Origin of the sequence: Alloacidobacterium dinghuense (assembly GCF_014274465.1) — a bacterium.
GTDB classification, from domain to species: domain Bacteria; phylum Acidobacteriota; class Terriglobia; order Terriglobales; family Acidobacteriaceae; genus Alloacidobacterium; species Alloacidobacterium dinghuense.
Map to the genome: position 1 here is coordinate 2,817,365 of NZ_CP060394.1, position 12,361 is coordinate 2,829,725.

Annotated in this window: 10 protein-coding genes; 7 read left to right on the plus strand and 3 right to left on the minus strand. The window is 56.9% G+C overall.

The features are described 5' to 3' along the window. Window position 1: 1 nt before the first annotated feature. Both H7849_RS11425 and H7849_RS11430 read right to left on the minus strand, forming a co-directional pair. The gene (locus H7849_RS11425; protein WP_186746621.1) at window positions 2-1,123 is read right to left on the minus strand and encodes an NmrA family NAD(P)-binding protein; all 1,122 of its coding nucleotides are present in this window, start codon (window positions 1,121-1,123) and stop codon (window positions 2-4) included. Between the two features lie 52 nt (window positions 1,124-1,175). Then, complete coding sequence (locus H7849_RS11430; protein ID WP_186746623.1) at window positions 1,176-1,586, minus strand: hypothetical protein; 411 nt, start codon at window positions 1,584-1,586, stop codon at window positions 1,176-1,178. Window positions 1,587-1,742: 156 nt separating this feature from the next. On the opposite strand from H7849_RS11430, the gene H7849_RS11435 reads away from it, so the two are divergent. The 5 genes from H7849_RS11435 to H7849_RS11455 all read left to right on the plus strand — a co-directional run bounded on the left by H7849_RS11435 (window position 1,743) and on the right by H7849_RS11455 (window position 6,855). Further along, window positions 1,743-2,297, plus strand: a complete 555-nt coding sequence (locus tag H7849_RS11435; RefSeq protein WP_186746625.1) for an RNA polymerase sigma factor — start codon at window positions 1,743-1,745, stop codon at window positions 2,295-2,297. Beyond that, window positions 2,294-3,016: an NrsF family protein gene (locus H7849_RS11440; RefSeq protein WP_186746627.1), complete on the plus strand. Its 723-nt coding sequence runs from the start codon at window positions 2,294-2,296 to the stop codon at window positions 3,014-3,016. The genes H7849_RS11435 and H7849_RS11440 overlap by 4 nt, the downstream gene beginning before the upstream one ends. Window positions 3,017-3,312: 296 nt before the next feature. Continuing rightward, a complete protein-coding gene (locus H7849_RS11445) occupies window positions 3,313-3,981 on the plus strand; it encodes a sterol desaturase family protein (protein ID WP_186746628.1) in 669 nt (222 codons plus the stop codon). Beyond that, window positions 3,978-4,991 carry a carboxypeptidase-like regulatory domain-containing protein gene (locus tag H7849_RS11450; protein WP_251106754.1) on the plus strand — a complete coding sequence of 338 codons (1,014 nt, stop codon included), beginning with the start codon at window positions 3,978-3,980 and terminating at the stop codon, window positions 4,989-4,991. Before H7849_RS11445 ends, H7849_RS11450 begins: the two co-directional genes overlap by 4 nt. An 868-nt stretch (window positions 4,992-5,859) precedes the next feature. Continuing rightward, window positions 5,860-6,855, plus strand: a complete 996-nt coding sequence (locus H7849_RS11455) for an aldo/keto reductase (protein WP_186746630.1) — start codon at window positions 5,860-5,862, stop codon at window positions 6,853-6,855. Window positions 6,856-7,493: 638 nt separating this feature from the next. Here the strand turns inward: H7849_RS11455 and H7849_RS11460 are convergent. Continuing rightward, entirely contained in the window at window positions 7,494-10,313 is a 2,820-nt protein-coding gene (locus tag H7849_RS11460; RefSeq protein ID WP_186746632.1) for a bifunctional YncE family protein/alkaline phosphatase family protein, read from the minus strand. A 117-nt stretch (window positions 10,314-10,430) separates the two neighbouring features. Here H7849_RS11460 and H7849_RS11465 point away from each other — a divergent pair, with 117 nt between their 5' ends. Next, window positions 10,431-11,363, plus strand: coding sequence for an acyl-CoA desaturase (locus tag H7849_RS11465; protein ID WP_186746634.1), 933 nt, complete (start codon window positions 10,431-10,433; stop codon window positions 11,361-11,363). Between the two features lie 91 nt (window positions 11,364-11,454). Next, window positions 11,455-12,357: a sensor histidine kinase gene (locus H7849_RS11470; RefSeq protein ID WP_251106755.1), complete on the plus strand. Its 903-nt coding sequence runs from the start codon at window positions 11,455-11,457 to the stop codon at window positions 12,355-12,357. Window positions 12,358-12,361: the final 4 nt, after the last annotated feature.

Below are 12,361 nucleotides of genomic sequence, written 5' to 3' on the forward strand. Positions count from 1 at the left end.
ATCAGAATTCCAGCCGCTGACCGTGGCCAATAGGGGTGATTGGAGCCTTGTCGCGGTCTGGCGGCGTGGCGTTAGCGATGGCGTGCTCCCGCCGCCACACCTTCGAGTCGGTCGCGAACTGGGGCGCCGACGGGAACGGACGCCGCAGTTCGCGGTCGTAGCGGTCCAGATCGAATCCAGGACTGAACGGGGCGAGCATGAACTGCCCGAACTCGCGCAGCCAATTGCCGAAGATCCGCTGGTTGCCAGGCAGCGCCGCGTAACGACGAGCGATCGTCTCGAAGTCCTCAGCGCGGCGGCCGGTCAAATCGAGCACGTCCGCGGTTGGCGCCCCCAGCTCGAAGGCGCCGCGCTTGTGATCGTCGATGTAGTAGCGAATGCCACTGAAGACATCGATCGGGTAGCCGCTCATCCGTGCGGCCTTCATGAACAGCCAGGTCGGGGTTGGCACGACCTTGACTGATCGCCCAATGGCTCGGCCGACGGCCTTGGCCATTTCCTCTGCGCCGAGAAGCTCCGGTCCAGTGGGACGGTAGCTTTTTCCGTCGTGCCGCGCAGGATCCATCAGCGCCGCGGCGGCGACTCGTGCGATATCTTCGTTGGAAGGTGGCGCGTTGCGGCTATTGCCGAAGATCCAGGGAAAGATGCCGAGATGTGCGGACGCCCCAATCGTCACCAGGTAGTCATCAGCGAAGAAGCCTGGGTTGACGATCGTATGCGCGACTCCAGGCATCATGGAGAACAATCTATCGACGAGCCAGTGTTGGCGGGTCATGAGCGACGGATGCGAAGGGCTCGCCAGCCATTGGGAGAGGCCGACAATGTGTTCCAGCCGGGCTTCCTTGGCGGCGACCGCAAAGGCTACCGCGCCCTGAATCATGTAAGGATCGATAGGCGGACAATAATATGCCCGCTGGACATCCTTCAGCGCGTCGGCGACCCGCTCGGCATCGCTCATGTCGCCGACCGCGATCTCGGCTCCCTGCGCTTTCAGTCGCGCGCTGCGGCCATCTTCTCGGTGCACCAAGGCGCGGACGGGATAGCCGGCCTTCAACAGTTCCATAACAACGACGCTTCCCGTCTTTCCCGTCGCGCCGATCACGACAATCCGTGGCTTGATCATGTTCGTCTCCTTCTGAGGGCTCTCTTCCTTAAGTAGCGCTATCGCGAGGGGGTCACTGCTGCGCTCCTGGGCCAATCAACATCCTGAGTGGCATCAAGGGTCCGACGGGAATGTACTCGTGATCCATCAACTGTTCCTTCGCAAGCGGCAGGGTTTCCATAATGGCGCGTGCTTCGTCCTCAGTCTTCGCGTCGACCAGAAAGACGACGCCTTTGCCATTGCCGCGCGAGTACCACTCACGGATTTTTCCGTCCAGGTAGAGCTTCACAGTTGTCCGAACCTCTGACGGCATCACAGCTATGATTTGTTGGGGAGTTACGCCCTGCCTGGGAGTCTCAATAACCAATACTTCGGATGGTGGAGGTATAGCCACGCTGGGCACGCCTGATGCGGTCCCGGATTGTGATTGCGCCAAGGACGCTACCGGAAGCGCCGCGATCAGAAGAGAAGTCATAAAGTTCATTGGGTTGTCCTTTCGATTCTGGTTTGCTTGCTGGCGGCGTCTCGCTCGCCTGTCTGATATTTGCCCGCAGCACCCGGCGTGTGACACGATTGCGACTGATCGATTTTTTGACCGAACCCGGTCACAAACGCGGCTCGCGCGGCAAAGAGCTTAATAATGAGCGAGGGAGATCAGGAACTTCGCGCTCTGATGGTCCGTTATCAGGGCGGATCGCTGGAAGCATTTCAGGAGATCTACGCCCAACTCGCACCGGGAGTGCGCCGCTACCTGTTACATTTGGCAGCCGGCTCGGATATCGCCGATGATCTGCTTCAGGAAACCTTTCTTCAAATGCACCGGTCGAGAGCCGCATACAACCCGAAATATGCGGTTAGACCTTGGGTGTTCGGTTTGGCGCGAAACGTTTTTCTGATGAATCGGCGTGCAGCCCGGCAATGGGCAAAGGTTCATGAGTCGCGCGAGGACCTACCTGAATTGCCGGTGCTTCCGGAAGCGGACAGGCTCGGCTCCCAGGATGAGATCCGCCGAGGTCTAACGTATTTATCCCCTGATCAGGTCGAAGCGCTGCTGCTGCACCATGAGTGGGGGTTCAGTTTCGAGGAGATCGCCGGGATGCTGGGCATTACCAGCGCGGCAGCTCGCGCCCGCGCCAGCCGGGGAATGGCAGAGCTGCGCGTGGCGCTGAATACTCTCCAAAGGACTCGTGCATGATGGATCGTTCACCGAAGCCACCGGAAGCACTGATGCGGGCGATCGCCCAGGATCTCAGACCGGTCAAACCATCGCCACAACCGCTCCAACTGGCATTGCGAATGGTCCCCCTCGCTCTCCTGGTTTCGTCGCTGATTCTGCTGGCTATCGGACCCCGTTACGACTCAAGAATCTTAGGACCGCTGTTGACGTGGGGAGCCTCCGCCGCGCAGTTCGTATTGGCGATCGTGCTCGTCTGGATCGCCGCGCACGAAAGCACCCCCGCCGGCAGGCTGCCGAGGCAGATGGTTTACCTTGCGGCCGCCGCGGGCTCTTTGCTTGTTATATTTGTCACCCTACTCACCTTCTCGACAAGTCCTGCCACCGAACCTCTCCTGCGTGTCCCGCCACGGGTCAACGAAATGCTGCGTGACTCGCCATGGATCATGGGCTTCGCCTGCGGGATCGGCAGCACGCTAGCCGGCGGAATCCTGGTCCTGTTCTTCAGCCGCGCGTTTCGAAACTCGCTCGCCATCCGCCCCACTGTGGCGGGCGCCCTGTATGGGTCAGGCGCGGGTCTTGCGATCAATGCCGGTTGGCGGATTGCGTGCCCGTTTTCGACCCCGTGGCATGCGCTCGGAGCGCACGGAACAGCGATCATGGCCACAGTGATCTTAGGAGCACTCATCGGGCGCTATTTAGGAAATCACAGATTCCCCATCGGCGGCGGACGTTCCTGAAACGATCCAGCCCATCGCTCGTAGCTGCCCAGAGCGTTCCGGTATGGTCCACAGAAACGCGACGCCTACTATCGATGAATCCCTAAGCCACAAATCGAGATCTATACCTATGGAAGTTTGCGGTTCGCACGTCTGATTTGCGGAAGACGGCAGCGGAGACCAGGGTTCGGGTGCGAACGAAGGGATGCCTCGGGGTGTCGCCAACGCTCTCATACCTGAGGCGATGTACATCAAGCTCATCGCGGGTTCCATATGGAACCCGCAGTAGGGACATTGAGATGTCCCTTTTGTAGATCATGCAGAGCGCAACGCACCAATATTCGTTTAGTGCTTACAAGATGGAACAAGCGCGCATCGGGCGAAGGCGTCTTTATCCAGTCACCATTTTTTATGGTTTTTATTCTGTAGCGGTGGGGATTCTGGTTTGCCGGTCGCGGCATGCGATGGTAGGGATTCCATTCTTCCTGCTTGGGATAGGAGTTTGGACCCTCCTCGAATACCTATTCCATCGCTATGTCCTCCATGGGCGCTTTCCGCCAGGAGAAGGATTTGTCAGGCGCTTTTTGCACGAGCGTCTGGATCCTCTGCATGGGGAATACCACAAACACCCTTTCAACGGGGCGCACATAAGCGGCAAGTTGAGCGATCTACTTCCACTCTTTGCCTTAGCCGCGCCATTGAGTTTTGTTTTTCCCGTCTACACGATGCCGATATTTCTGGTCGGCATCATCCAACGCTATCTTGCGGAACAGTGGCTACACCACTCAATTCATTTCTGTAGTTTCAACAATGGCTACTTCAGAGCCATGAAGCGATACCACTTGTATCACGACAGCCCACGTGGAATGGAGCGAGGATTCGGCTTAAGTAGGTGGTTTTGGGACATCGTCTTTAAAACGCAGTTTCCTCCGCCTGTTGAAGATGCCCTGTTCAGACGGAAAAATGCGTCGCAGGTAGGCCAGTGACAGTCGCGAGCGCAATCATCAAGCTCTGCATTCGTGCATTCATTTTCTGTGTGTCTGGAACTGTGGCTGCAGTTGGGCAACGGTTCTCTGCCCCCGAACCTCAGACCGGCACCATTATGGGCACTGTAACCGACGTGCGGAACGACGTCGTTCCCGGTGCTGCAGCTGTACTGGATGGCCCTGCCTCGAGCGATCACCGAACAGTCGTGGCGAATGATAACGGATTTTTCGTATTCGAAAATGTAAAGCCTGGGGTTCCATATCACATCACCGTGAGCCAGACAGGATTTGCGAACTGGATCTCGCCAGCGATAACCCTAACGCCGAAACAATTCCTGCAACTCACGGGCGTCAAACTCACGATCGCCGTGGCCATGACCACAGTGGCGGTAGCTCCCAACAACGAACAGCTTGCAACGCAGCAGGTTGAAGTCGAAGAAAAGCAGCGCGTCCTGGGGATCCTTCCGAGCTTTTATGCCGTTTACGATTCCCATCCCGTCCCGCTCACACCAAAGCTGAAGTTCAGGCTTGCCTCCAGGACCGCGACGGATCCGGTCACGTTCCTGGGCACGGGCTTCCTGGCCGGCCTGGATCAGGCGGCCGACAAGTTCGACTATCAGCAGGGCGCAAAGGGCTACGGCCAGCGCTACGGCGCCCGCTACGCGAATCTCCTTACCAACGTCATGATCGGCGGTGCTGTCCTGCCTTCCGTCCTGCACCAGGATCCCCGCTACTACTACCAGGGCACAGGCACAACGGAGTCGCGTATCCTTCACGTCCTCTCCTATCCGTTTATCTGCAGGGGAGACAACGGACATCGCCAGCCGAACTATTCAAGCCTTGGAGGCTATCTCGCCTCTGGCGCCATTGCCAATGCCTATTATCCTGAATCGAATCGCGGCCCAAAACTGGTCTTCTCTACCGCCCTTGCTGACATGGGCGGCACCATGGTCAACGCCTTCCTGGCGGAGTTCGTCATGAACAGGCCCACTCGCGCCGCCAAACAATAACAGTTCGAAGCGGAGGCAATGAGCCGGCAACGACGGAAAGCCGTGCGGAGCCGCCCAAGGAGGGTGAATCGCCTAAGTAATTCACACTAAACGAGGTGCTTGCTGTTCTGTATTTGTGTATTTTTACCGAAAGTGGGCGGTTTCAGTCGCAACGTGGTGCCGCGAGGGGCTCGCCTTCATCGTAAGCTGTTTGGAATAATATACTTACGTTGGTGCCCGGAGGGGGGGACTCGAACCCCCACTCGATTACTCGATGCGAATTTTAAGTCCGAATATCGCCATCTACCTAACACACGATGAGTCATGCATATAACAATCAACTCCTTTATTCATGCTGGTTTCGTGCACGTATCAACTGAGCATAGGAGTGCAATGGAGTGCAGGAATATCAGGAACAAGTGGTTCCCGTGTCCATTCGATACGGAAAACTTCGATATCTCGTGTAAATCAGTTGTGCGGCTTCGGTTCCATCTCTCCGGCTGATCAAAGATCCACAACAAGCCAAAAAACACTAGTCCAGCGCCATAAAAGAGGGGTAGCCAAGTATTTAGCTGTTTCAAGTATCTGTGAATCATCCCTAATCACTCCACGCAGAAACAACCCGAGTTGACCTAGCTCGTGCAGTATCTTACCTTGCTACAACCGCAAACACGGCAAGTTCGCCCAGATCATTTCGCATGATTCATGAATTCTATTCATGACTGCATCCCACGCCAACCCTCTAGTCTCATAAGCAACGTAGCTTTAAACTTGATTTCAGTTCGCCAGTCATTCATTTCATGTTGAGCCGCAACTCACAGATCGGCTCGAATTACTAAAAAAGACAATTGCGGTTTCTCGCAACGGCCGCCTAGGAAAGGAAAAAGCAATGCAACAACGCACATTGGGAAAAAGCGGGCTCAAGGTTTCAGAACTGGGCTTTGGCTGCATGGGACTGAGCTTTGGACTTGGACCGGCAACGGAGAAAGAAGCGGCGATAAAGGTCATCCGCACAGCCGTGGAGCGCGGTGTTACCTTCTTCGATACCGCCGAAGTGTATGGCCCGTTTACGAACGAGGAGCTTGTGGGAGAAGCGCTGGCTCCATTCCGCGGAAAGGTGGCCATTGCCACAAAATTCGGCTGGACGGCGAATCCTGCCGATGGTGGCAAGTGGAATGTGCTTGACAGCCGCCCGGAGCACATCCGCGAAGTCGCGGAAGCCTCCCTCAAGCGTCTTAGAACAGACGTCATCGACCTCTTCTATCAGCATCGGGTTGACGCGGACGTCCCCATCGAAGACGTGGCCGGAGCCGTCAAAGACCTCATTCAGCAAGGCAAGGTCAAGCACTTCGGCCTTTCGGAAGCAGGAGCCAGGACCATCCGCCGCGCCCACGCTGTTCAGCCAGTCGCCGCTTTGCAGAGCGAGTACTCGCTGTGGTGGCGCGAACCAGAGCAGGAAATCATTCCCACATTGGAGGAACTTGGAATTGGCTTTGTCCCGTTCAGCCCGCTCGGCAAGGGCTTTCTGACCGGCGCAATCGACGAAAGCACGACCTTCACGGCCAATGACTTCCGTAACAGCGTTCCGCGCTTCAATCCTGAAGCTCGAAAAGCGAACCAGCGCGTGGTTGACGCCCTGGGGAAAATCGCCGACCAGAAGAAAGCCACGCGGGCACAGATCGCCCTCGCCTGGTTGCTGGCACAGAAGCCATGGATCGTCCCGATTCCCGGAACCACCAAGCTCCATCGTCTGGAAGAAAACCTCGGAGCGGCGAATGTCGCACTCAGCGCAGGGGATCTCAAGGAAATAGAGAACGCCTTTTCCGGTATCGAAGTCCAGGGCGCGCGATACCCCGATGCGATGCAGAGACTAGTCGGTCGGTAAACTTGTGCACGGTCAACCTCGACGTAGACGTGTCAAGCCCTGCATCCGCAGATTTCAATGGTGATCCGGTTGACGGAGGATGGAGTTGGACCGTTTGTCCTGCGGAAGCAGGACGGCGGTGAAAGAGCGGGGCTTCAGCCCCGCGTTACGATTTTAACCAAAATGGGCTTTAGCCCTGGGCTTTTCGCTGCTTCTCCTTTGTCAAGGGGATGATCCGCCAGATTTCAATGGTGATCCCTTTGACTGAGGTTGGAGTTGGACCGTTTGTCCTGCGGAAGCAGGACGGCGGTGAAAGAGCGGGGCTTCAGCCCCGCGTTACGACTTTAACCAAAATGGGCTTTAGCCCCGGGCTTTTCGCTGCTTCTCCTTTGTCAAGGGGATGATCCGCCAGATTTCCTGTAAGTGGCTGATTCAAAAGATCAAAAACACGGCCAGAATTGGCGTGTTTTCTCGCCGAACACGCTAAAATAGAAATAGGAAAAGAAAAGGCCGCCATTCGATGTGGGCGGCCTTTCTTATTGAATCCAGATAATTTAGGTGCAAAGTACGCATTATCAATACTTTAGCGAGCCTTCAAACAGGCTTGTTTACCGTAAAGCCTGCTATTTCAGGAATTTAGCAATTTTAGGGGGAGGGGTTTAATCCCCGTCATCATCGTCGTCCTTGTGCGAACCATGCGGATGCGTCACCATCCATGGAACCGGCTTGTTCCCCATCGCATCCCGCCAGAGGATGACGTTCAGCTTCCGGGCATCCGCGCGGTCCTCGTGGCTGAAGTCCATCTTCGACGATTCCTTCGCGCCCGGGGCCTTGGGCGTATTGGCCGTACAGATCAAACCGTTGTCCCGGTTCGAGTAGTCGGCATCGAAGGCCGGCTGGTCACCCGTACCGGCAAAGAGCGGAGCAATCAGAGGCGCAAAGGCATCGTTGTTATTCATCGGAGGAACGCCCAGCAAGTCCTCCATCGTGCGCAGGAAGCTGACCGTCGTGTAGAACGTCGAGTCCACCTTCGGCTGCGCCGCCTTCGGCGAATACTTGCTGATTACCAGCGCAATGCTGCGATGCGCATCCACATGGTCCGCGCCATCCTGCGCGTCGTCCTCAAGGATGAAGAACGCCGTGTCATCCCAGTAAGGACTGTGAGACACAGCCTCGACCGCGCGGCCCACGGCCAGATCATTGTCTGAAACGGAAGCCTTCGGAGTCGGCGACCCCGGCGTTGTCCCCGCCGTGTGATCGTTGGGCAAACGCAGCATCACGAACGCGGGCATCGTGTCCTGCCCGCCATGGCGCGACGCAACCCACTCGCGGAAATGCGTCAGAAACTCCTCGACGCGAAGCTGGTCGGGAAACTTGAGATTGAAGTCCGGATACTGAGGATCGAAATGCCCATCCAGTTCCGGCTTGGTAGCAACGTTCTTGAAGATGAGAGGAATCGCCCACGGATACGGACTCGTGCCTCCGCCATAGTTCGCCGGAATTGCATCGCCCTTATGGATCGCCGCCAGCTTACAAGGCTCCCGCGGAGGCTCCGGCGTTCCCTTAAGCGGAGACTTGTCCTTGGGCGCTTCGCCCGAGTCATCGCAGAACTTCGTCGAGACGAATTCGCCAAAGTGGTAGAGCGATTTGCCATGCTTCGCCAGATCGGTCCAGATGTAGCTGCTCGCCGGCTCATTCACATCGGGAATGCCTTCAAGCAGCGGATAACCCTGCTCGACGACACCCTCAAAGTCATACACGCGCGCACTGCCGCGATACGATTGCTGCCAATTCTTTTCCGTGTAGTCGCTCGAGATCGCCGCATTCGACCAAACATGGCCGTCGCCGGAAACTTCGCCCGAATCGTAGAAGTTATCGAGCACGCCAAACTGCAACGCCAGCTTATGGAGGTTCGGAGTAATGTCGCGCCCGTACATCGTCAACGACGAGTCGCCATTGCCCGTACCCAGATCGCCGAAGATCTGATCATAAGTACGGTTTTCCTTAATGATGTAGATCACATGATGGATCGGGTTCGCGCTCGCCTTGAACTCGAGATGCTGTTCCGCTGCCTGCATCATGTTGCTGGCAACAACCTCGGAAGTAAGCTGCGGCAGTTCACGCTCAGCTGCGGTGACGTCCACCGTGGCCAGCGAACCATACAGCATCGTCCCGATATAAGTATGCGGACGCTTGATGCGCTTCGACTGATTGGGCGACGGATTGGCAGGTTGCGGTTGCGGCGCAGCATTGGGCCCAGTTCCCTTGCCCTTCGCCGTCGCAATGTAAAGTTGGCTGCCCTTGGTCGCCAGCGCCGTCGGATACCACTGAGTCGGAATGAAGCCCTTCGGCTCGGCCGCAGCATTCGGCTTCAGATCGCGCGTCAAGAACACTGCAACTGCGTCCGATCCGGAGTTGGCCGCATAGAGCGTCGCATCATCCGGCGAAAGCGCCACCGCGTCGGGCATCGCGCCAAAATACCGCTGCCCCGGCAGCTGCGAGTTAAACATTCCGGCAAGCTGCATGTGTTCGCCGTTGACGCGAACAGCTGCAACCGCATCGCGGTTCGCCAGCGCAACATAAAGAGTCTTGTCATCGCGGTTGAGAACCAACGCCGTGGGATGGGAACCGGGAGAAGTGGCAACATCCGGAGGAAGCAGCGCCAAGGTCTGCCCCACCTTGCCCGATTCAAGATCGAGTTCAGCGACAGCGGAGCCATTCCACAATGCAACGAAAGCGCGCCGACCGTCGTGGCTCGCAACCACAGCAATGGGATACTGCGACGGAACAACAGAATGACTCGCCAGTTCAAAACGGAGGACTATCTTACCCGATGCCGCATCGACCAAGAGCACATCATCCGAAAACTCATCAGCGACAAGAATCTGCTCGGCTCCAGCCTTGCTCTTGACGACCGCAAGTCCTGTGGGGGCAGGAATCGCCATCCCATCCGGAATCGGCTTCCCAATCTGGTTCTGCGTACGGCCTGCGGCAAGCTTCTGCAGCGGTATTGGAATCAACCGTTCCGGTGTAAGTGTGCTGCCGGTAAATGTATACACAGCAATGGCATTGCCGGGATTCGTCCCGTTACCTTCTGGCTCCTTCAGCGAATCGATGCTGGCATATACATGCGATCCGTCGCCGCTGAACGCCACGCCGTTGTAAAGCGTCTGTGCTGCGCCAATATCTGTACGTGAATCCGGAAAGTCGGCAAGCTTTCCCGTCTCGGTATCGAGCACTGCGATCGACTGCTGATAATTCGACTCGACGGTGCTGAACCCAGCATTGATAACGGCCAGGTAACGATGATCCGGCGACCAGGCCATCGCCATTGGCAAGCTGTTCAGCCGCTGCGGCGAGCCTGGAACAGGCTCAATAATCTGCTTGCTTGTAGGCAGCGGAACGGTTTGGGCAAGGCCAGCCGATTGAAGAAATATCGATGCAGCAACGGAGGAGAGCACAAGCAAAGATCGGTTCATAATCGATAGCCTGAAAACTATCACGACGACATTACAAAAGTCTTACAAGTGCCGTTCAGACAGGCTGATACGGTCTAAGTTGGACCTCATTTCCACCCCAAAGGAACCAGCCTTCGCATGCCCGTTGAATTACTCGAAGAACCGCTCGTAGCCGAGACTGAAAAACCGCGTCAGCGATACACGCCAAAGCCGGATCTGCCTACCCTCGGCCGCGTTGCGCAGGGTGGCAAGTTGAGCTGGATCACAGCCGCCTTCATGGTCGCATTCCACATCGGGGCAGTCGCGGCACTCTTCTTCTTCTCGTGGAAAGCCGTGATCGTGGCTGCGATCCTCTACGTCTTCGCCATCAACATGGGCATCGGCATGGGCTATCACCGCCTGCTGACCCATCGCGGTTACAAGACGCCGAGATGGATTGAGTATTTCCTCGCTGTTTGCGGAACCCTCTCGCTTGAAGGTGGACCGATCTTCTGGGTCGCCACGCATCGCGTGCATCACCAACTGTCAGACAAAACCGGCGATCCCCACACCCCCACGGAAGGCGGCTGGTGGGCGCATCTCGGCTGGATCCTGAGCGGTGAATCGCTCCATGCGCAGACTGTCATGCTCGCGCGTTACGCGCCCGATCTGACGAAAGACCGTTTCCATGCCTGGCTGAGCAAATACCATTGGATTCCGCTCACCATCGTTGGGCTTGCGCTGCTGGCAATCGGCGGATGGACCTGGGTTCTGTGGGGCATCTTCTTCCGCGTAACGTTGGGCCTGCACTCCACATGGCTGGTGAACTCGGCAACCCACATGTGGGGCTCGCGCCGCTTCCCTACCCGCGATGAGTCGCGCAATAACTGGTGGGTGGCTCTGCTTACCGGAGGCGAAGGCTGGCACAATAATCACCACGCTCACCCCGTGTCGGCAAGGCACGGTTTGAAGTGGTACGAATTCGATCCCAACTATTACGGCATCTGGTTGCTGAAAAAGCTCGGGCTGGCTCACGACATCAAGATCGCACAATACGACCCAAAGAACCCCCGACCTGCCGGCGCAGCATAAAATAGAAGCTAACTTGAGAATTCGCCCGGTCACGATAAGTTGAGCGGGCGTTTCCGTTTGCTCGATGCGCATTACACGACGAAGACCGGCCATGATCTTTTTCATCACGCTTGGTGCGTGCATGGTTGGCGTCGCCATTACGCTGAACGTCGGCTGGATCATTCTCAACTGGCGCCGCGTATGGCCCATGGTCGTTGGAATTCCCTTCTTCGCTCTTTTAATTGCGGGCCTGGTGCTGAACACGATCTTTCTGGTGCGGGAAGTTCGCCGCAATGAGCGCCACGACAGCTTTCTCAATGCCGTAACTCATGAATTAAAAACGCCCATTACCTCAATTCGCCTTTACCTCGAGACCCTGCAGCGGCGGGCGCTCACCGAGGATCAGCGACAACAGTTCTACGACATCATGCTCGCCGACAGTGACTGGCTTCTGGCCACTGTAGAGCAGGTTTTGAAGGCGGGTGAGGTAGGACAACGAGCTCGGAACCAAATCCAAACAGAAGTCGACATGCATGCTCTGGTCAAGCAGTGCATCGAAACAACGCGACTGCGGCATCATCTGTCATCAGAAGCAATCAGCTTCGACGACGGGGCCGGACCAGATCCTCTTCTTGTCCGAGGCAATCCCGATGACTTGCAAACTGCAGTGCAGAATATCCTGAACAACGCCGTGAAATACTCTCCCGATGGCCTGCGTGCCAACGTGAGGTTAACGATCGAAAGCGACGCCTGGATCGTGCTGAGCATTTCTGACGAAGGAATCGGTATCGCCTCGGCACACCTGAAGCGAATCTTTAAGCGTTTCTATCGGGTGCCACACCGTAATGTACTCAAGACCAAAGGTACCGGCCTTGGGCTGTTCCTTGTCCGCACAATTGCGCGCCAACATGGCGGCGACGCCATCGCCCAGAGTGCGGGCGAAGGGCGGGGTACAACCATTCGCCTACAGCTGCCGCGCATGCTCGGGTCTGCAGCTCGTGTGCAAGCCAACTGAAGCC

Coding starts and splice junctions, on each gene's coding strand:
- H7849_RS11430 (WP_186746623.1), bottom strand. CDS start 1,586: ATGAACTTTATGACTTCTCTTCTGATCGCGGCGCTTCCGGTAGCGTCC.
- H7849_RS11425 (WP_186746621.1), bottom strand. CDS start 1,123: ATGATCAAGCCACGGATTGTCGTGATCGGCGCGACGGGAAAGACGGGA.
- H7849_RS11470 (WP_251106755.1), top strand. CDS start 11,455: ATGATCTTTTTCATCACGCTTGGTGCGTGCATGGTTGGCGTCGCCATT.
- H7849_RS11455 (WP_186746630.1), top strand. CDS start 5,860: ATGCAACAACGCACATTGGGAAAAAGCGGGCTCAAGGTTTCAGAACTG.
- H7849_RS11460 (WP_186746632.1), bottom strand. CDS start 10,313: ATGAACCGATCTTTGCTTGTGCTCTCCTCCGTTGCTGCATCGATATTT.
- H7849_RS11435 (WP_186746625.1), top strand. CDS start 1,743: ATGAGCGAGGGAGATCAGGAACTTCGCGCTCTGATGGTCCGTTATCAG.
- H7849_RS11445 (WP_186746628.1), top strand. CDS start 3,313: ATGCAGAGCGCAACGCACCAATATTCGTTTAGTGCTTACAAGATGGAA.
- H7849_RS11465 (WP_186746634.1), top strand. CDS start 10,431: ATGCCCGTTGAATTACTCGAAGAACCGCTCGTAGCCGAGACTGAAAAA.
- H7849_RS11440 (WP_186746627.1), top strand. CDS start 2,294: ATGATGGATCGTTCACCGAAGCCACCGGAAGCACTGATGCGGGCGATC.